Source organism: Pseudomonas sp. GW531-T4, from assembly GCF_017349615.1.
Taxonomy (GTDB): domain Bacteria; phylum Pseudomonadota; class Gammaproteobacteria; order Pseudomonadales; family Pseudomonadaceae; genus Aquipseudomonas; species Aquipseudomonas chlororaphis_I.
On the sequence record NZ_JACMZT010000006.1, the window covers coordinates 52,961 to 72,832 of the forward strand.

Annotated in this window: 17 protein-coding genes; 9 read left to right on the top strand and 8 right to left on the bottom strand. The window is 60.6% G+C overall.

Annotated features, from left to right (window positions below):
• Positions 1–49 precede the first annotated feature (49 nt).
• Both J4D28_RS06535 and J4D28_RS06540 read right to left on the bottom strand, forming a co-directional pair.
• Positions 50–496: an NUDIX hydrolase gene (locus J4D28_RS06535; protein ID WP_103331606.1), complete on the bottom strand. Its 447-nt coding sequence runs from the start codon at positions 494–496 to the stop codon at positions 50–52.
• Between the two features lie 208 nt (positions 497–704).
• Positions 705–2,930, bottom strand: a complete 2,226-nt coding sequence (locus J4D28_RS06540) for an NADP-dependent isocitrate dehydrogenase (protein ID WP_009049776.1) — start codon at positions 2,928–2,930, stop codon at positions 705–707.
• Between the two features lie 504 nt (positions 2,931–3,434).
• Here J4D28_RS06540 and icd point away from each other — a divergent pair.
• Complete coding sequence (gene icd / locus J4D28_RS06545) at positions 3,435–4,691, top strand: NADP-dependent isocitrate dehydrogenase (protein WP_007929208.1); 1,257 nt, start codon at positions 3,435–3,437, stop codon at positions 4,689–4,691.
• Positions 4,692–4,785: 94 nt separating this feature from the next.
• Here icd and cspD read toward each other — a convergent pair whose 3' ends face one another.
• Positions 4,786–5,043, bottom strand: a complete 258-nt coding sequence (gene cspD, locus J4D28_RS06550; RefSeq protein ID WP_009049775.1) for a cold shock domain-containing protein CspD — start codon at positions 5,041–5,043, stop codon at positions 4,786–4,788.
• A 225-nt stretch (positions 5,044–5,268) separates the two neighbouring features.
• On the opposite strand from cspD, the gene clpS reads away from it, so the two are divergent.
• Both clpS and clpA read left to right on the top strand, forming a co-directional pair.
• Positions 5,269–5,631 (top strand): ATP-dependent Clp protease adapter ClpS, encoded by a 363-nt coding sequence (gene clpS, locus J4D28_RS06555; RefSeq protein ID WP_009044582.1) that lies wholly within the window; start codon positions 5,269–5,271, stop codon positions 5,629–5,631.
• A 29-nt stretch (positions 5,632–5,660) separates the two neighbouring features.
• Positions 5,661–7,931 (top strand): ATP-dependent Clp protease ATP-binding subunit ClpA, encoded by a 2,271-nt coding sequence (clpA, locus tag J4D28_RS06560; RefSeq protein WP_009049774.1) that lies wholly within the window; start codon positions 5,661–5,663, stop codon positions 7,929–7,931.
• A 138-nt stretch (positions 7,932–8,069) separates the two neighbouring features.
• Here clpA and infA read toward each other — a convergent pair whose 3' ends face one another.
• The 4 genes from infA to trxB all read right to left on the bottom strand — a co-directional run bounded on the left by infA (position 8,070) and on the right by trxB (position 10,857).
• Positions 8,070–8,288 (bottom strand): translation initiation factor IF-1, encoded by a 219-nt coding sequence (gene infA / locus J4D28_RS06565; RefSeq protein WP_002553999.1) that lies wholly within the window; start codon positions 8,286–8,288, stop codon positions 8,070–8,072.
• A 100-nt stretch (positions 8,289–8,388) separates the two neighbouring features.
• Positions 8,389–9,096 carry an arginyltransferase gene (locus tag J4D28_RS06570; RefSeq protein WP_007929216.1) on the bottom strand — a complete coding sequence of 236 codons (708 nt, stop codon included), beginning with the start codon at positions 9,094–9,096 and terminating at the stop codon, positions 8,389–8,391.
• Between the two features lie 57 nt (positions 9,097–9,153).
• On the bottom strand, positions 9,154–9,834 hold the full coding sequence (gene aat, locus J4D28_RS06575; RefSeq protein ID WP_016701884.1) for a leucyl/phenylalanyl-tRNA--protein transferase: 681 nt from the start codon (positions 9,832–9,834) through the stop codon (positions 9,154–9,156).
• A 72-nt stretch (positions 9,835–9,906) separates the two neighbouring features.
• Positions 9,907–10,857: a thioredoxin-disulfide reductase gene (gene trxB / locus J4D28_RS06580; RefSeq protein WP_016701883.1), complete on the bottom strand. Its 951-nt coding sequence runs from the start codon at positions 10,855–10,857 to the stop codon at positions 9,907–9,909.
• A gap of 318 nt (positions 10,858–11,175) precedes the next feature.
• Here trxB and ftsK point away from each other — a divergent pair, with 318 nt between their 5' ends.
• From ftsK to cysG, 6 genes are all read left to right on the top strand, one after another.
• The gene (ftsK, locus tag J4D28_RS06585) at positions 11,176–13,584 is read left to right on the top strand and encodes a DNA translocase FtsK (RefSeq protein WP_009049771.1); all 2,409 of its coding nucleotides are present in this window, start codon (positions 11,176–11,178) and stop codon (positions 13,582–13,584) included.
• 68 nt (positions 13,585–13,652) lie between these two features.
• A complete protein-coding gene (gene lolA / locus J4D28_RS06590; RefSeq protein ID WP_007929220.1) occupies positions 13,653–14,276 on the top strand; it encodes an outer membrane lipoprotein chaperone LolA in 624 nt (207 codons plus the stop codon).
• Between the two features lie 30 nt (positions 14,277–14,306).
• The gene (locus J4D28_RS06595; protein ID WP_038633628.1) at positions 14,307–15,632 is read left to right on the top strand and encodes a replication-associated recombination protein A; all 1,326 of its coding nucleotides are present in this window, start codon (positions 14,307–14,309) and stop codon (positions 15,630–15,632) included.
• Positions 15,629–16,003, top strand: coding sequence for a fluoride efflux transporter CrcB (gene crcB, locus J4D28_RS06600; protein WP_016701881.1), 375 nt, complete (start codon positions 15,629–15,631; stop codon positions 16,001–16,003). Before J4D28_RS06595 ends, crcB begins: the two co-directional genes overlap by 4 nt.
• Positions 16,004–16,019: 16 nt before the next feature.
• Complete coding sequence (gene serS / locus J4D28_RS06605) at positions 16,020–17,300, top strand: serine--tRNA ligase (protein ID WP_009049768.1); 1,281 nt, start codon at positions 16,020–16,022, stop codon at positions 17,298–17,300.
• Positions 17,301–18,695, top strand: a complete 1,395-nt coding sequence (cysG, locus tag J4D28_RS06610) for a siroheme synthase CysG (protein ID WP_038633625.1) — start codon at positions 17,301–17,303, stop codon at positions 18,693–18,695.
• A 98-nt stretch (positions 18,696–18,793) separates the two neighbouring features.
• Here cysG and J4D28_RS06615 read toward each other — a convergent pair whose 3' ends face one another.
• Positions 18,794–19,801 carry a glutathione S-transferase family protein gene (locus J4D28_RS06615; protein WP_103331611.1) on the bottom strand — a complete coding sequence of 336 codons (1,008 nt, stop codon included), beginning with the start codon at positions 19,799–19,801 and terminating at the stop codon, positions 18,794–18,796.
• Positions 19,802–19,872 lie beyond the last annotated feature (71 nt).

Consider the following 19,872-nt stretch of genomic DNA (forward strand, 5'->3'; position numbering starts at 1 on the left):
AAAAGGACGCGATTCTAACAGGCTGAGGCCTGCAAGGCTAAAACTGCGGTTAAAGCGACGGACGGATCAGCTCGAGGCTGTGCAGTTGCCCGGCCAGATAGTCGTCGACGCAGCGGATGATCAACTCGCTGCGCCATTGCGGGCGCAAGGCCAGCAGTTCGTCGCGGCTCAGCCAGCGCGGGCCGATGATGCCGTCGTCCAGTGGGTAATCGGGGTGGTGCCTGAGCGGTTTGCCGGCAAAGCAGACGCGCTGGTAGGTCACGCCATTGCTGGGGGCGGTGTACAGATAGATGCCGACCACGCCGGTCAGCTCGATGTCCCAGCCGGTTTCTTCCAGGGTTTCGCGAATGGCGGCCTGGAGCAGGCTTTCGTCCGGATCCAGGTGCCCTGCGGGCTGGTTGAACACCGCCTGGTCGCCCTGGAACTCCTCGACGAACAGAAAGCGTCCCTGGTTCTCAATGATGGTGGCGACGGTGATGTGGGGTTGCCATTCCATATATAAAGCTCTGTCTTGAGTGGGTGGTCATCATAAGGCGAACGCCAGTCCTGTAGGAGCGAAGCTGGCTCGCGATGAAAGCAGCGCGTTTCGCCTGACTCACCGCAGCGCCACTATCGCGAGCAAGCTTCGCTCCTACAGGGAGGGTGTTGTCCAAAAAAGCACAAACCCCGGCACCTGGCCGGGGTTTGTATTACAGCGGTGTTGCTTAGACCAGCGCAGCGATAGCCGCGTTGAGGGTGGCGCTTGGGCGCATGGCCTTGCTCACCAGCTCAGGGTTGGCGCTGTAGTAGCCGCCGATGTCCACTGGCTTGCCTTGAACGCCGTTGAGCTCGGCGACGATGGTCGCTTCGTTCTCGGTCAGGGTCTTGGCCAGGGTGCTGAACTGCGCTTGCAGGGCGGCATCTTCGGTCTGGGCGGCCAGGGCCTGGGCCCAGTACAGCGCCAGGTAGAAGTGGCTGCCGCGGTTGTCGATGTTGCCGACTTTGCGCGATGGCGACTTGTTGTTGTCCAGGAACTGACCGGTTGCCTGGTCGAGAGTCTTGGCCAGTACCAGCGCTTTCGGGTTGTTGTAGGTGTTGCCCAGGTGCTCCAGGGAAGCGGCCAGGGCCAGGAACTCACCCAGGGAGTCCCAGCGCAGGAAGTTCTCTTCCAGCAGCTGCTGCACATGCTTAGGAGCCGAACCGCCGGCGCCGGTTTCGAACAGGCCGCCACCGTTCATCAGCGGCACGATCGACAGCATCTTGGCGCTGGTGCCCAGTTCCATGATCGGGAACAGGTCGGTCAGGTAGTCGCGCAGCACGTTGCCGGTGACGGAGATGGTGTCCTTGCCTTCGCGGGTGCGGGCCAGGGTGAACTTCATGGCGTCGACTGGCGACATGACACGGATGTCCAGGCCAGCGGTGTCGTGATCCTTCAGGTACGCCTGGACCTTCTCGATCATCACGCCGTCGTGGGCGCGCATCGGGTCCAGCCAGAAAATCGCTGGAGTGCTGCTTGCGCGAGCGCGGTTGACGGCCAGTTTGACCCAATCCTGGATCGGCGCGTCCTTGGTCTGGCACATGCGGAAGATATCGCCGGCTTCGACGGCCTGTTCCAGCAGCAGGTTGCCCTTGCTGTCGGTGACGCGTACGACGCCGTCAGCCTTGATCTGGAAGGTCTTGTCGTGGGAGCCGTACTCTTCGGCTTTCTTCGCCATCAGGCCAACGTTCGGCACGCTGCCCATGGTGGTCGGGTCGAAGGCGCCGTTGGCCTTGCAGTCTTCGATCACCGCCTGGTAGATGGTGGCGTAGCAGCGATCCGGGATCAGCGCCTTGGTATCGTGCAACTGGCCGTCGGTGCCCCACATCTTGCCGGAGTCACGGATCATGGCCGGCATCGAGGCGTCGACGATCACGTCGCTCGGCACGTGCAGGTTGGTGATGCCTTTATCGGAGTTGACCATGGCCAGGGCGGGGCGCACGGCGTAGACGGCCTGGATGTCGGCTTCGATCGCAGCTTGCTGCTCTGCAGGCAGGGCCTTGATGCGGGCGTACAGGTCGCCAATGCCGTTGTTCAGGTTGAAGCCGATCTGGCTCAGCACGTCGGCGTGCTTGCTCAGGGCGTCCTGATAGAACTCGGCAACGATCTGGCCGAACATGATCGGGTCGGAAACCTTCATCATGGTGGCTTTCAGGTGTACCGACAGCAGTACGCCTTGTTTCTTGGCGTCTTCGATCTCGGCGGCAACGAAAGCACGCAGGGCTTTCTTGCTCAAGACTGCGCAATCGAGGATCTCGCCGGCTTGTACGGCGGTTTTTTCCTTCAGGACGGTAGCGCTACCGTCTTGAGCGATCAGCTCGATCTTTACGGTGTCCTGGGCGTCGATCAGGGCGGCTTTTTCGCTGCCGTAGAAATCGCCCTGGCTCATGTGAGCCACGTGGGACTTGGAGTCTTTGGCCCAGGCGCCCATTTTGTGCGGGTGCTTGCGCGCGTAGTTCTTGACCGACAGTGGAGCGCGGCGGTCGGAGTTGCCTTCACGCAGGACCGGGTTCACGGCGCTGCCCTTGACCTTGTCGTAGCGCGCCTTGGCGTCTTTGTCGGCGTCGCTGGTCACGGTTTCCGGGTAGTCCGGCAGGGCGTAGCCCTTGGCTTGCAGCTCTTTGATCGCGGCCTGAAGCTGCGGTGCCGAGGCACTGATGTTCGGCAGCTTGATGATGTTGGCTTCAGGGGTTACAGCCAGGTCGCCCAGCTCGGCCAGGTGGTCCGGTACGGCTTTGTCGCCCAGCAGCTCCGGGAAGCTGGCAAGAATACGCCCTGCGAGAGAGATGTCGCGGGTTTCCACGGCAATATCAGCGGAAGCGGTGAAGGCTTCGACGATAGGTAGCAGCGAGTAGGTGGCGAGGGCGGGGGCTTCGTCGGTGAAGGTATAGATGATCTTCGAGCGGGTGGGCATATTCGGATTAACTCTCTTCTTTGCTAAAGCGTGCGCAGAAACTCGAGGGGCGCCGGGTAAGCGCGTTCGTTCAAAGTCATTCATGAACCGAATATCGAGGTTTCTTCGCGGTGATGTTGGGTGCATCAGTCGAGCGTCAAGCGGGTGGGCTGCGATAACAGCCCGGCTTTGGGCGGAAAGTCTCGGCTCCTTTTTTCCAGTAGCAGAGCGCTCAGCCGTCGTGACTCTGTGGTCAGCGGCGGCATTATACATAGGTAGCTGGCAAAACGCCGACGGTTCATATGCAACCGCTCTCGTCCATTGGTCTAAAGGTCGCAGGTGGGGTGGCGGCGTAGAGTCCTGCGCAGTGCTCGAGTTTGGCGCTTTTCCCTTTGCTTTCAGGCTTGTAGGCCACGAACTGCGCCGCCTTCACGGCAGATGAGTGGAACATGAGGTTCCCGTCCAGATTCAACTGGGGTACGCTCGAACGCAGCCAGATGTTCAATCCACACAACGGAGTTCAGCATGGGATACAAGAAGATTCAGGTTCCAGCAGTCGGCGACAAAATCACCGTCAACGCAGACCATTCTCTCAATGTTCCTAACAACCCGATCATCCCTTTCATCGAAGGCGATGGTATTGGCGTTGATATCAGCCCGGTCATGATCAAGGTTGTCGATGCTGCTGTTAAGAAGGCCTACGGCGGCGAGCGCAAAATCTCCTGGATGGAAGTCTATGCCGGCGAGAAAGCAACTCAAGTGTACGACCAGGACACCTGGCTCCCTCAGGAAACCCTGGACGCAGTCAAGGATTACGTGGTTTCCATCAAGGGCCCGCTGACCACTCCGGTAGGTGGCGGTATCCGTTCCCTGAACGTGGCCTTGCGTCAGCAGCTTGACCTGTATGTGTGCCTGCGCCCGGTGCGCTGGTTCGAAGGCGTGCCGAGCCCGGTGAAGAAGCCTGGCGATGTCGACATGACCATTTTCCGTGAGAACTCCGAAGACATTTACGCCGGTATCGAATGGAAGGCTGGCTCCGCCGAAGCAACCAAGGTCATCAAGTTCCTCAAAGAAGAAATGGGCGTCACCAAGATCCGTTTCGACGAAAACTGCGGTATCGGCGTCAAGCCGGTTTCTCTGCAGGGCACCAAGCGTCTGGCGCGCAAAGCGCTGCAATATGTGGTCGATAACGATCGCGATTCGCTGACCATCGTGCATAAAGGCAACATCATGAAGTTCACCGAAGGTGCCTTCAAAGAATGGGCCTATGAAGTAGCGGCGGAGGAGTTCGGCGCGACGCTGCTCGATGGCGGCCCGTGGATGCAGTTCAAGAACCCGAAAACCGGCAAGAATGTGATCGTCAAGGACGCCATCGCCGATGCGATGCTCCAGCAGATCCTGCTGCGTCCGGCCGAATATGACGTGATCGCGACCCTCAACCTGAACGGCGATTATCTGTCCGACGCGCTGGCTGCCGAAGTAGGCGGTATCGGCATCGCTCCGGGCGCCAACCTGTCCGATACCGTGGCCATGTTCGAGGCGACCCACGGTACGGCGCCGAAGTACGCGGGCAAGGACCAGGTGAACCCGGGTTCGCTGATTCTCTCCGCGGAAATGATGCTGCGTCACATGGGCTGGACCGAAGCGGCCGACCTGATCATCAAGGGCACCAACGGCGCCATTGGTGCCAAGACCGTGACCTACGACTTCGAGCGCTTGATGGAAGGCGCCACGCTGTTGTCGTCGTCGGCATTCGGCGATGCGTTGATCTCGCACATGTAAGCAGTACGCATCAAAACGAAGCGGCCGGTTCAAATGATTGAACCGGCCGTTTTTTTATGACTGTTTTTTAGGGTTGGATCTGGATACAGGTGTTTCAGCTCAGGACCGTTTCCTGCTGGGGGGAGGCTGCGGCGGAGGCATTCTGGGTCTTGATGGAGTTGATCTTCACCGCGTGCAGGCCCTTGGGCCCTTGGGTGATCTCAAAACTCACGGCCTGTCCGGCTTTCAAGGTTTTGTAGCCTTCCATCTCGATGGCCGAGTAATGGGCGAAAAGGTCGTCGCTCTTGCCCTCCTCATTAATGAAGCCATAACCCTTGGCGTTGTTGAACCACTTGACCTTGCCGCTTGCCATGCTCATATCCCTCTGCAACAGACTCCATCACTGGAGTATCATCCTGTTAATCCGTACCGAAATCCGCAATATAGGATTGACTGCACGGACCTTTATTACCCAATGTGGGCTCTATTGGTTGTAACACCGTTTTGCCGATAGTCAAGGTGACCCGGCGGTCGGAGTTGAAATCCCCCCAGAGCGCCCCCACCACTGTATTTGCACAACTAACGAACCTTTCTTTCCATGCATGCAATCAGCCAGATTCGACTAACATTCAATCAGGATCGCCCGGATTTCCAAGACGACGATTCCGCTGGCTTGGCTGTACAGGAAGCTAAGCCGACGTTGCAGGCTCCGCCGATGTACAAGGTGGTTTTGTTCAATGATGACTACACACCGATGGATTTCGTCGTCGAAGTGCTCGAGGTGTTTTTTAACCTGAATCGCGAGCTGGCGACCAAGGTAATGCTGGCCGTTCATACAGAAGGACGGGCAGTATGTGGATTGTTTACCCGCGACATCGCCGAGACCAAGGCCATGCAGGTCAACCAGTACGCCAGGGAAAGCCAGCATCCGCTACTCTGTGAAATCGAGAAGGACGGTTAACGCCGACCACTTGGGTATGAGGTGAAGCTATGTTAAACCGCGAGCTCGAAGTCACCCTCAATCTCGCCTTCAAAGAGGCTCGTTCGAAGCGTCATGAGTTCATGACCGTCGAGCATCTCTTGTTGGCTCTTTTGGATAATGAGGCCGCCGCCACCGTTTTGCGTGCCTGCGGAGCAAACCTCGACAAACTCAAGCACGACCTGCAGGAGTTCATCGACTCCACCACACCGCTGATTCCCGTGCATGACGAGGATCGCGAAACCCAGCCAACCCTGGGCTTCCAGCGTGTACTGCAGCGTGCTGTCTTCCATGTGCAGAGCTCGGGCAAGCGCGAAGTGACTGGCGCCAATGTGCTGGTTGCGATCTTCAGTGAGCAAGAGAGTCAGGCGGTGTTCCTGCTGAAACAGCAGAGCGTTGCCCGTATCGATGTCGTCAATTACATCGCCCATGGCATCTCCAAGGTGCCCGGGCATGGCGATCATTCTGAAGGTGAACAGGATATGCAGGACGATGAAGGCGGTGAGTCTTCCTCTTCAGGTAATCCGCTGGATGCTTATGCCAGCAACCTCAATGAACTGGCGCGCCAAGGGCGTATCGACCCGTTGGTGGGGCGTGAGCAGGAAGTCGAGCGTGTGGCGCAGATTCTTGCGCGCCGGCGCAAGAACAACCCGCTGCTGGTAGGCGAGGCCGGTGTAGGTAAAACCGCGATCGCCGAAGGTCTGGCCAAACGCATCGTCGATAGCCAGGTGCCTGATCTGCTGGCCAGCAGCGTGGTGTACTCCCTGGATCTCGGTGCATTGCTGGCGGGTACCAAATACCGCGGCGATTTCGAGAAACGCTTCAAGGCGTTGCTGGGCGAGTTGAAGAAACGTCCGCAGGCGATCCTGTTCATCGACGAGATTCACACCATCATTGGCGCCGGTGCGGCGTCCGGTGGGGTGATGGACGCCTCGAACCTGCTCAAGCCGCTGCTTTCTTCGGGCGACATCCGTTGCATCGGTTCGACCACCTTCCAGGAATTTCGTGGAATTTTCGAGAAGGACCGGGCCTTGGCTCGCCGCTTCCAGAAGGTCGATGTATCCGAGCCTTCGGTAGAAGACACCATTGGTATTCTGCGTGGCCTCAAGGGGCGTTTCGAGCTGCACCACGGCATCGAGTACAGCGATGAGGCATTGCGTGCCGCCGCCGAACTGGCGTCGCGCTATATCAATGACCGGCATATGCCCGACAAAGCGATCGATGTGATCGACGAGGCGGGCGCCTATCAGCGTCTGCAGCCGTCCGACAAGCGCGTCAAGCGCATCGAGGTGGCTCAGGTCGAGGATATCGTGGCGAAAATTGCGCGAATTCCGCCGAAACACGTCACCAGTTCCGACAAGGAGCTGCTGCGTAACCTCGAGCGCGACCTGAAGCTGACAGTATTCGGCCAGGATGCAGCGATCGACTCGCTGTCGACCGCGATCAAGCTGTCCCGTGCCGGCCTGAAATCGCCAGACAAGCCTGTCGGTTCGTTCCTGTTCGCCGGGCCTACCGGTGTCGGTAAGACCGAGGCCGCGCGGCAGTTGGCCAAGGCGCTGGGCATCGAGCTGGTGCGTTTCGACATGTCCGAGTACATGGAGCGCCACACCGTATCGCGTCTGATCGGTGCGCCTCCAGGTTATGTCGGTTTCGACCAGGGCGGTTTGCTGACCGAAGCGATTACCAAGCAGCCTCACTGCGTATTGCTGCTCGATGAAATCGAAAAGGCACACCCGGAAGTCTTCAACCTGCTGCTGCAGGTGATGGACCACGGTACCTTGACCGATAACAACGGGCGCAAGGCGGATTTCCGCAACGTGATCGTGATCATGACCACTAACGCAGGCGCCGAAACGGCGGCTCGGGCTTCCATCGGGTTCACTCATCAGGATCACTCTTCCGATGCCATGGAAGTGATCAAGAAGAGCTTCACGCCGGAATTCCGTAACCGTCTGGACACCATTATCCAGTTTGGTCGCCTCAGTCATGAGGTCATCAAGAGCGTGGTGGACAAGTTCCTTACCGAACTGCAGGCGCAGTTGGAGGACAAGCGCGTTCAGCTGGAAGTCACCGATGCGGCCCGCAGCTGGCTGGCGGCAGGTGGTTACGATGTGACCATGGGCGCTCGTCCTATGGCGCGCCTGATCCAGGACAAGATCAAGCGTCCGCTGGCGGAAGAGATACTCTTTGGCGAACTGGCCGAACATGGCGGTGTGGTGCACATCGACATCAAGGATGGCGAGCTGACCTTCGAGTTCGAGACCACCGCAGAAATGGCCTGACCGGCCGCAATGAAAAAGGCGCCGCAAGGCGCCTTTTTTATATCTGTTCTGTCTTTATATCTGTTCTGTCGGCATGCAGGGCAAATCGCAGGCAAACAAAAACGCCCGGCATGAGCCGGGCGTCTTGTATTGACTTGCTTAGCGAGCGCGGTAAGTGATGCGCCCTTTGCTCAAGTCATAGGGCGTCAGTTCGACGCGCACTTTGTCACCGGTAAGAATACGAATGTAGTTCTTGCGCATCTTGCCGGAGATATGCGCGGTTACGACGTGCCCATTTTCCAACTCCACACGAAACATGGTGTTGGGCAGGGTGTCGACGACAGTGCCTTCCATTTCGAAGCTGTCTTCTTTCGACATGCAGTAAAGCCCTCGGTGTCCAGTGAATGGCCCGGTGCAACTGCGCCAGGCAAAAGCGGCGTGCATTGTGCCCGAAAAGTGGGGTTCAAGCCAAGGGCTTCTAGTTCAGGATGACCCATCTCTGGTTGATCAGCAGCTCAATGGGCCGATATTGGGTCTTGTAGTTCATCTTTTTGCAGTTCTTGATCCAGTATCCGAGGTAGACCGCGTCCAGGCCCAGGCGCAAGGCCTCGCCGATTTGCCACAGAATGGCGTAGCGACCGAGGCTGCGACGCTCTTCATCGGGTTCATAGAAGGTGTAGACCGCGGAAAGGCCATTGGGCAGCAGGTCGGTGACGGCCACGGCGAGCAGGCGCCCATCGAGGCGAAACTCGTAGAACCTGGAGAAGGGCAGGTCGCGCACCAGAAAAGTCGAGAACTGATCACGGCTGGGCGGGTACATGTCGCCATCGGCGTGGCGTTGCTCGATGTAACGCTGGTAAAGGTCGAAATACTCTTCGCTGAACCCCGGTTTGACAGGCTGGACCTTCAGGTCGGCATTGCGTTTGAGAATGCGTTTTTGCTGACGATTGGGTACAAACTGCGCGGCAGGAATGCGTGCAGGAACACAGGCATTGCAGTTCTGGCAATGCGGCCGGTACAGATGGTCGCCACTGCGACGAAAGCCCATTTCCGACAGGTCTGCGTAGACATGCACATCCATGGGCTGACTAGGATCGAGGAACAGCGTGGTCGCCTGTTCTTCGGGCAGGTAGCTGCAAGAGTGGGGTTGAGTGGCATAAAACTTCAAACGCGCCAACTCGGTCATGAATCAACCCTCGGGATTAGCTTTGAATTAAGTGTAAGCCACACCGGCAAAACCCGCCTAGGAAACCCATATGGCGCGGCTGGGCTGGTCCAGATGGCGCTGCAGATAGCCGGCGAACTCCTGGCGTGGAATGGCGCGGGCGCCCAGGCTGTGCAGGTGGTCGGTGGGCATCTGGCAGTCGATCAGGGCGAAGCCCCATGCCTGTAAATGTTGGACCAGCGTGACGAAACCGAATTTCGACGCATTGTCGGCCCGGCTGAACATTGATTCGCCAAAAAACAGCTGGCCCATTGCCAGTCCATACAGTCCACCTACCAGTGCCCCCTGATCCCAGACTTCGACCGAATGGGCATGGCCGCGCCTGTGCAACTCGAGGTAGGCATTCTGCATCGATTCGGTGATCCAGGTGCCGTCGGCATAAGGGCGTGGCGCCGCGCAGGCGCTGATGACCGTGGCAAAATCTTGATCGAAGGTGACCTGATAGCGTTGCTGGCGCAGTAGCTTGCCCAGGCTGCGGGATACATGCAGTTCGTCTGGAAATAACACGGTGCGCGGGTCGGGTGACCACCAGAGGATAGGCTGGCCTTCGGAAAACCAGGGAAAGCAGCCGTGGCGATAGGCCTGGATCAGTCGGTCGGCCGACAGGTCGCCGCCGGCGGCCAGCAGGCCGTTGGGGTCGCGCAGGGCCTTTTCCAGTGGGGGAAAGTCGAAGTTGTTGCGTTGTAACCAGGTCAGCATGGCATTCAGACTTGCGGAAGGGGAGGGCGGTGGCGGGGCCTGCAAGGCCCGCCGCAAGCGTAGGTCGGGAGGTCAGTTGTCGTCGAGAAATTTCTCCGCATCCAGGGCCGCCATGCAGCCCGCGCCCGCGGAAGTGACGGCCTGGCGATACACATGGTCGGCCACATCGCCCGCGGCGAACACGCCCGGGATGCCGGTGGCCGTGGCGTCGCCTTCGCTGCCGCCCTTGACCAGCAGATAGCCGTCGCGCATTTCCAGCTGGCCCTTGAACAGGTCCGTATTGGGCTTGTGGCCGATGGCGATGAAGACGCCGGTCAGCGCCAATTCCTGGATTTCTCCGCTGAGGCTATCGCGCAGGCGGGCGCCGGTGACGCCGCTGGCATCGCCCAGCACTTCGTCGAGATTCTGGTTCCAGTGCAGGCGGATATTGCCCTTGGCGGCTTTGTCGAACAGCTTGTCCTGGAGGATTTTCTCCGCGCGCAGCTTGTCGCGCCGGTGCACCAGGTGTACCTCTTTGGCGATGTTGGAGAGGTACAGGGCTTCCTCCACGGCGGTGTTACCGCCACCGACCACGGCAACCACCTGATTGCGATAGAAAAAGCCGTCGCAGGTAGCGCAGGCCGAGACACCCTTGCCGGCGAAGGTTTCTTCGGAGGGCAGGCCCAGGTACTGGGCCGATGCGCCGGTGGCGATGATCAGTGCATCGCAGCTGTAGACGCCGCTGTCGCCCTTGAGGACAAAGGGCCGCTGCTGCAACTCCGCGGTATGGATGTGGTCGTAGACGATCTCGGTGTCGAAGCGTTCAGCGTGTTTTTGCATGCGTTCCATCAGCACCGGGCCGGTCAGGCCCTCGACATCGCCAGGCCAGTTGTCGACCTCCACGGTGGTGGTCAACTGGCCGCCTGCTTGCAGGCCGGTGATGACGGTCGGTTTGAGGTTGGCGCGGGCGGCATAAACGGCAGCGCTGTAACCGGCAGGGCCGGAGCCCAGAATGATCAGGCGTGAATGCTTCGCTTCGGTCATAAAAACACCTCATAAGCCTTTGTCACAAAAGAGAATGCGTGCTCAAATTGAATACTGCGTAAAGTGTTCCTGACTTATGCTACACCCAGTATTGAGCAGCGTGGCACGGCGCTTACAAACCCGTACAATGCGGGTTTGCACGCCTATATGGAATACATCGGCATTGCGCTCGGCAGCTCTTACAGTTTCGCAATGCGTGGGCAGAATGTTAAAAGTAGCCCCAGTTACGCTCGTCAACTTTTTTACCTGCTCGGATTGGGCAGTATTTTTTAGTCGATCAACAGTTGGACGCGCCCATGGCGCAGGAAAAGACGCGTTTTGAAGAAATCCACCGCAGCACCTAAAACAGTAGTCCCACTCTGGCGCCAGCAATTGCACTACCGCCTCAAGGAAGGTGCGTTGATCGCCATTGGGGCCTTGTGCCTGTTCCTGATGATGGCATTGCTGACATATGGCAAAGACGATCCGGGCTGGAGTCATAACAGCAAGATCGAAGATGTGCAGAACTTCGGTGGTCCTGCCGGTTCTTACAGCGCCGATATCCTGTTTATGGTCTTGGGTTACTTCGCCTATATCTTCCCGTTGTTATTGGCGATCAAGACTTATCAGATCTTCCGTCAGCGCCATGAGCCGTGGCAGTGGAGCGGCTGGCTGTTTTCCTGGCGCCTGATCGGCCTGGTGTTCCTGGTGCTGTCCGGTGCCGCGTTGGCGCATATCCATTTCCATGCGGCGACTGGCCTGCCGGCCGGCGCGGGCGGGGCGCTGGGCGAAAGCCTGGGCGACCTGGCCAAGAACGCACTGAACATCCAGGGCAGTACCCTGATGTTTATTGCGTTGTTCCTGTTTGGCCTGACCGTGTTTACCGATCTTTCCTGGTTCAAGGTCATGGATGTGACCGGCAAGATCACCCTGGACCTGTTCGAACTGTTCCAGGGCGCCGCCAACCGCTGGTGGGCAGCCCGTACCGAGCGCAAGCAACTGGTCGCCCAGTTGCGTGAAGTGGATGCCCGGGTCGACGAAGTGGTCGCTCCGACCGTCACCGACAAACGTGAGCAGGCCAAGGTCAAGGAGCGCCTGATCGAGCGCGAGCAGGCCCTGAGCAAGCACATGTCCGATCGTGAGAAGCAGGTCCCGCCGGTGATCGCCCCGGCCCCGGTAAAAGCGCCCGAGCCAAGCAAGCGCGTGCAGAAAGAGAAACAGGTCCCGCTGTTCATCGACAGCGCGGTCGAAGGCACCTTGCCGCCTATCTCGATTCTCGATCCGGCGGAAAAGAAACAGCTCAACTATTCCCCCGAGTCGCTGGCCGCCGTCGGCCATTTGCTGGAAATCAAGCTCAAGGAGTTCGGGGTCGAAGTGTCGGTGGACTCCATCCACCCGGGCCCGGTGATTACCCGTTACGAAATCCAGCCGGCCGCAGGGGTGAAAGTCAGCCGTATCGCCAACCTGGCCAAGGACCTGGCGCGTTCGCTGGCGGTGACCAGCGTGCGGGTGGTGGAAGTGATTCCCGGCAAGACCACCGTGGGTATCGAGATCCCCAACGAAGACCGGCAGATCGTGCGCTTCTCCGAAGTGCTGTCGACCCCGGAATACGACAACTTCAAATCCCCGGTCACCCTGGCCCTGGGCCACGATATCGGCGGCAAGCCGATCATCACCGACCTGGCGAAGATGCCTCACCTGCTGGTGGCCGGTACCACCGGTTCCGGTAAGTCGGTGGGTGTGAACGCGATGATCCTGTCGATCCTGTTCAAGTCCGGCCCGGAAGACGCCAAGCTGATCATGATCGACCCGAAAATGCTCGAGCTGTCGATCTACGAAGGCATCCCGCACCTGCTGTGCCCGGTGGTGACCGACATGAAGGACGCCGCCAACGCCCTGCGCTGGAGCGTGGCCGAGATGGAGCGGCGCTACAAGCTGATGGCGAAGATGGGCGTGCGTAACCTGTCGGGCTTCAACGCCAAGGTTAAAGAAGCGATCGAAGCCGGTACGCCGCTGACCGACCCGCTGTACAACCGCGAAAGCATCCACGACGAAGCGCCGCTGCTGACCAAGCTGCCGACCATCGTCGTGGTGGTCGACGAATTCGCCGACATGATGATGATCGTCGGCAAGAAGGTCGAAGAACTGATCGCGCGGATCGCCCAGAAAGCCCGTGCCGCGGGGATCCACCTGATCCTGGCGACCCAGCGGCCGTCGGTAGACGTGATCACCGGCCTGATCAAGGCCAACATCCCGACCCGCATGGCGTTCCAGGTATCGAGCAAGATCGACTCGCGGACCATCATCGACCAGGGTGGTGCCGAACAGCTGCTGGGTCACGGTGACATGCTCTACATGCCGCCGGGCACCAGCCTGCCGATCCGTGTCCATGGTGCCTTCGTCTCCGACGATGAAGTGCACCGGGTGGTGGAAGCCTGGAAGTTGCGTGGCGCGCCGGAGTACAACGACGACATCCTCAACGGTGTCGAAGAGGCCGGTAGCGGCTTCGACGGTGGCGGCGGCGGTGGCGACGGTGACGACGCCGAGACCGACGCGCTGTACGACGAAGCGGTGCAGTTCGTCCTCGAGAGCCGCCGGGCGTCGATCTCCGCGGTTCAGCGCAAGCTCAAGATCGGCTACAACCGCGCGGCCCGCATGATCGAAGCCATGGAAATGGCCGGGGTGGTGACCGCCATGAACACCAACGGCTCCCGCGAAGTGATAGCGCCGGGTCCGATGCGCGACTGACAATGACCCGATACAGGCGGCGCGACCCTGCGCCGCCGGTTTTTTCCACGAATCTAATGAGGACTCCCATGCGTCTTATCCGCATGTTGCTGGTACCGGTACTGGCTTTAACGACACTGTCGGCCCATGCCGATCAGAAAGACGTGGCGCGCCTGACCCAGTTGCTCGAAAAGTCCCAGACCCTGACCGCGCGTTTCTCGCAACTGACCCTCGACGGCAGCGGCACCCAGCTGCAGGAAACCGCTGGTGACATGGCACTCAAGCGCCCGGGCCTGTTCTACTGGCACACCGATGCACCGCAGGAGCAACTGATGGTCTCCGACGGCAAGAAGGTTTCCCTGTGGGACCCGGACCTGGAACAGGTCACCATCAAGACCCTGGACCAGCGCCTGACCCAGACTCCGGCCCTGTTGCTGTCGGGCGATGTGTCGAAAATCAGCGAAAGCTTCGATATCAGCGCCAAGGAAGCCGGTGGCGTGGTCGACTTCATCCTCAAGCCGAAAACCAAGGACACTCTGTTCGACAGCCTGCGCCTGTCGTTCCGCAACGGCCTGGTGAATGACATGCAGCTGATTGACAGCGTTGGCCAGCGCACCAATATCCTGTTCACCGGGGTCAAGGCCAACGAGCCGATCGCCGCTTCCAAGTTCAAGTTCGACATCCCTAAGGGTGCCGACGTGATTCAAGAATAAGTCGACGCCAAGAGGTTTCAATCGTCCGCCATGGATCTGTTTCGCAGTGACCCGATCGCCCAACCCCTGGCCGCGCGCTTGCGCCCGGCCAACCTGGACGAGTACGTCGGTCAGGAGCATGTGCTCGCCCGCGGCAAGCCTCTGCGCGAAGCGCTGGAGCAGGGGGCCTTGCACTCGATGATCTTCTGGGGGCCGCCGGGGGTGGGCAAGACCACCCTGGCGCGGCTCCTGGCGAAAGTCTCGGATGCGCACTTCGAAACGGTCTCGGCGGTGTTGGCCGGGGTCAAGGAGATCCGCCAGGCGGTGGAAATCGCCAAGCAGCAGGCGGCCCAGTACGGGCGCCGGACCATCCTGTTCGTCGACGAAGTGCACCGTTTCAACAAGTCCCAGCAGGATGCCTTCCTGCCTTACGTTGAAGACGGCACCCTGATTTTCATCGGCGCGACCACCGAGAACCCATCCTTCGAGCTGAACAACGCACTGTTGTCCCGGGCCCGGGTGTATGTGCTCAAGAGTCTCGACGAGGCGGCGCTGCACAAGCTGGTACAGCGCGCGTTGAGCGAAGAGCGCGGGCTGGGCAAACGCCAGCTGAGCCTCAGTGACGAAGGCTTCCAGATGCTCCTGGCGGCGGCGGACGGCGATGGCCGGCGGCTGCTCAACCTGCTGGAGAACGCCTCCGATCTCGCCGAAGACGGCACGGAAATCGGTGTCGAGCTGCTGCAAAGCCTGCTGGGCGATACCCGTCGGCGTTTCGACAAGGGCGGCGAAGCCTTTTACGACCAGATTTCGGCGCTGCACAAGTCGGTCCGTGGTTCCAACCCGGACGGCGCCCTGTACTGGTTCGCGCGGATGCTCGACGGTGGTTGCGACCCGCTGTACCTGGCGCGCCGCGTGGTGCGCATGGCCAGCGAAGACATCGGCAACGCCGACCCACGGGCGCTGAGCCTGTGCCTGGCCGCCTGGGATGTGCAGGAGCGCCTGGGCAGCCCCGAAGGCGAGCTGGCGGTGGCCCAGGCCATCACCTACCTGGCCTGCGCGCCGAAAAGCAACGCCGTGTACATGGGCTTCAAGGCCGCCATGCGCAGCGCCGCCGAACATGGTTCGCTGGAAGTGCCGCTGCACCTGCGCAATGCGCCGACCAAACTGATGAAGCAGCTGGGCTACGGCGACGAATATCGTTATGCCCACGATGAGCCGGATGCCTACGCGGCCGGTGAAGACTACTTTCCCGAGGCGCTGGAGCCGCAGCCGTTCTATCAGCCCGTGCCCCGTGGCCTGGAACTGAAGATCGGCGAGAAGCTCAAGCATCTGGCGGAGCTTGACCAGGCCAGCCCCAAGCAGCGGAGAAAGCCGTGATCCCATTGATCGTTGCCGTCTCGGTGGGCGGCGTTGCCGGCACCCTGTTGCGCTTTGCCACCGGCAACTGGATCAGCGCCAATTGGCCGCGGCACTTCTATACCGCGACGCTGGCCGTTAATATCGTGGGCTGCCTGCTGATCGGCGTGCTGTACGGCCTGTTTCTGATACGCCCGGAGGTGCCCATCGAGGTGCGTGCCGGGTTGATGGTGGGCTTCCTTGGCGGCCTGACGACTTTTTCATCCTTTTCACTGGATACGGTGCGTCTGCTGGAAAGCGGACAGATACCGCTGGCCCTGGGCTATGCGGCCATCAGCGTATTCGGCGGGCTGCTCGCGACCTGGGCCGGCCTGTCCCTGACCAAACTTTGATAAACGAGAGACCGACATGCTCGATTCCAAACTGTTACGTAGCAACCTTCAGGACGTAGCGGACCGCCTGGCATCCCGTGGCTTTGCCCTGGATGTAGCACGCATCGAAGCGCTGGAAGAACAGCGCAAGACCGTCCAGACCCGCACCGAGCAACTGCAGGCCGAACGTAACGCGCGCTCCAAGTCCATCGGTCAGGCCAAGCAGCGCGGCGAAGACATCGCGCCGCTGATGGCTGATGTCGAGCGCATGGCGGGCGAGTTGGCGGCCGGCAAGGTCGAGCTGGACGCCATTCAAACCGAGCTGGATGCGATCCTGCAGGGCATCCCGAACCTGCCTCACGAATCGGTGCCGGTTGGCGACGACGAAGACGGTAACGTCGAAGTACGCCGTTGGGGCACGCCGACGGCGTTCGACTTCCCGATCCTGGACCACGTCGCCCTGGGTGAAAAACACGGCTGGCTGGACTTCGAGACCGCGGCCAAGCTGTCGGGCGCGCGTTTTGCCCTGCTGCGCGGGCCGATCGCCCGTCTGCACCGCGCCCTGGCGCAGTTCATGATCAACCTGCACACCAGCGAGCACGGCTACGAAGAGGCCTACACCCCTTACCTGGTGCAGGCACCGGCTTTGGTGGGTACCGGCCAGTTGCCGAAGTTCGAAGAAGACCTGTTCAAGATCAGCCGTGAAAACGAAGCCGATCTGTACCTGATCCCGACCGCCGAAGTGTCGCTGACCAATATCGTGGCCGGCGAGATCCTCGATTCGAAGCAACTGCCGATCAAGTTCGTCGCCCACACCCCGTGCTTCCGCAGCGAAGCCGGTTCGTCGGGCCGCGACACCCGCGGCATGATCCGCCAGCACCAGTTCGACAAGGTCGAGATGGTCCAGATCGTCGAGCCATCGACTTCCATGGAAGCCCTGGAAGGCCTGACTGCCAACGCCGAGAAAGTCCTGCAACTGCTGGAGCTGCCTTACCGCACCCTGGCGCTGTGCACCGGCGACATGGGCTTCAGCGCGGTCAAGACCTACGACCTGGAAGTGTGGATCCCGAGCCAGGACAAGTACCGCGAGATTTCGTCGTGCTCCAACTGCGGCGACTTCCAGGCCCGTCGCATGCAGGCGCGCTTCCGCAACCCGGAAACTGGCAAGCCGGAACTGGTGCACACCCTGAACGGTTCCGGCCTGGCGGTCGGTCGTACCCTGGTGGCGGTGCTGGAGAACTACCAGCAGGCCGACGGTTCGATCCGGGTGCCTGAGGTGCTCAAACCTTACATGGGCGGCCTCGAGGTCATCGGCTAAATGGAATTTCTGCCGCTGTTTCATAACCTGCGCGGCAGTCGTGTGTTGGTGGTCGGCGGCGGGGAAATTGCCTTGCGCAAATCCCGCCTGCTGGCCGACGCCGGTGCGCTGCTGCGGGTAGTTGCACCTGAAGTGGAACCCCAATTGCGCGAGCTGGTCACGGCCAGCGGCGGCGAATGCCGGTTGCGCGGTTATCTCGAGGCGGACCTGGACGGCTGCATGCTGATCATCGCCGCCACCGACGACGAACCGCTCAATGCCCAGGTCTCCGCCGATGCTCATCGGCGTTGTGTGCCGGTCAATGTGGTGGACGCGCCGGCCCTGTGCAGCGTGATCTTCCCGGCGATCGTCGACCGTTCGCCGCTGGTCATTGCCGTCTCCAGCGGTGGCGATGCGCCGGTGCTGGCGCGCCTGATCCGGGCCAAGCTGGAAACCTGGATTCCCTCGACCTACGGTCAGTTGGCCGGCCTGGCTGCGCGTTTTCGCAATCAGGTCAAAGGCCTGTTTCCGGACGTGCAGCAGCGTCGTGCCTTCTGGGAAGACGTGTTCCAGGGACCGATCGCCGACCGGCAGCTGGCCGGGCAGGGCGAGGAGGCCGAGCGCTTGCTGCAGGCCAAGATTGCCGGCGAAGCACCCCATGCGCCGGGCGAGGTGTATCTGGTGGGGGCGGGGCCGGGCGATCCGGACCTGCTGACCTTCCGCGCCTTGCGCCTGATGCAGCAAGCCGACGTGGTGCTCTACGACCGCCTGGTAGCGCCGGCGATTCTCGAACTGTGCCGTCGCGATGCCGAGCGGGTGTATGTCGGCAAGCGCCGCGCCGATCACGCCTTGCCCCAGGAGCAGATCAACCAGCAACTGGTGGACCTGGCCAAGCAGGGCAAGCGCGTGCTGCGTCTGAAGGGGGGCGATCCGTTCATCTTCGGCCGTGGCGGCGAAGAGATCGAAGAGCTGGCGGCCCAGGGCATTCCGTTCCAGGTGGTGCCAGGGATTACCGCGGCCAGCGGCTGTGCGGCCTATGCCGGGATTCCGCTGACCCATCGTGACTATGCGCAGTCCGTGCGTTTCGTCACCGGGCACCTGAAGGATGGCACCACCGATCTGCCCTGGGCCGATCTGGTCGCGCCTGCACAGACCCTGGTGTTCTACATGGGCCTGGTGGGCTTGCCGGTGATCTGCGAACAACTGATCCAGCATGGCCGTTCGGCGGACACGCCGGCCGCCTTGATCCAGCAGGGCACGACCTCCAACCAGCGGGTGTTCACCGGCACCCTGGCGGACCTGCCGAAGCTGGTGGCGGAGCATGAAGTGCATGCGCCGACCCTGGTGATCGTCGGCGAAGTGGTGCAGCTTCGCGAGAAGCTCGCCTGGTTCGAAGGCGCGCAGTCGCAGGTCTGAACAGCATCGCGGGCAATCTCACTCCTGCACAGAACATCTCTTCTGTAGGAGCGAGGCTTGCCCGCGATAGCGATCTCAAGAACGATCGCTCTCCTGAGTTATTGCTTGTTGCCTTGCCAAACCCCACGCCCGCTCAAACGCTCGCGATCATGCGCTGCATCGAAGTCCTGCACCGGCCCTTTCGGCACGATGCCGGTCGGGTTGATGGTGCGGTGGCTGGCGTAGTAGTGCCCCTTGATATGGGTGAAGTCCACGGTTTCGGCGATCCCCGGCCACTGGTACAGCTCTCGCAGCCAGTTCGACAGGTTCGGATAGTCGGCGATCCGCCGCAGGTTGCACTTGAAGTGACCGTAATACACCGCGTCGAAGCGAATCAGCGTGGTGAACAGGCGGATGTCCGCTTCCGTCAGGTATTCGCCGGCCAGGTAGCGTTGGCCGGCCAAGCGCTGTTCCAGCCAGTCGAGTTCGGCGAACAGATCGTCGAAGGCCGCTTCGTAGGCTTGCTGCGAAGTAGCGAAGCCGGCGCGATACACACCGTTGTTCACCGCCGGATAGATGCGCGCGTTCAATTCGTCGATTTCGCGGCGTAGCGGTTCCGGGTAGAAGTCCAGGTCGTTGCCGTTCAAGTCATCGAAAGCGCTGTTGAACATGCGGATGATTTCCGCCGATTCGTTGCTGACGATACGTTTTTGCTGGGTGTCCCAGAGCACGGGCACGGTGACGCGGCCGGTGTAGTCGCGGGTATCGGCGGTGTAGCGCTGATGGAGGAAATCCAGGTGGTCCAGCTTGTCGCCGCTGGAGCCCAGGGTCCGGTCGAAAGTCCAGCCTTGTTCCAGCATCAGCCAGCTGACCACCGACACATCGACCAGGCTTTCCAGACCCTTGAGCTTGCGCAGGATCAGGGTGCGGTGCGCCCACGGGCAGGCCAGGGAGACATACAGATGATAACGGCCGGCTTCCGCGCGAAAGCCGCCTTCGCCGCTAGGGCCGGGTTTGCCGTCGGTGGTCACCCAGTTGCGGCGTTGCGCCTGTTCGCGCTGGAAGGCGCCGTCTTTGCTGCTTTCGTACCACTGGTCGTGCCAGCGTCCTTCAATCAGCAGGCCCATGAAAAAGCTCCTCGGTCAGTGTGCATTGGCGTGCAGTTTAATCCGAGAAGTTCGAACGAATTACGCAAAAG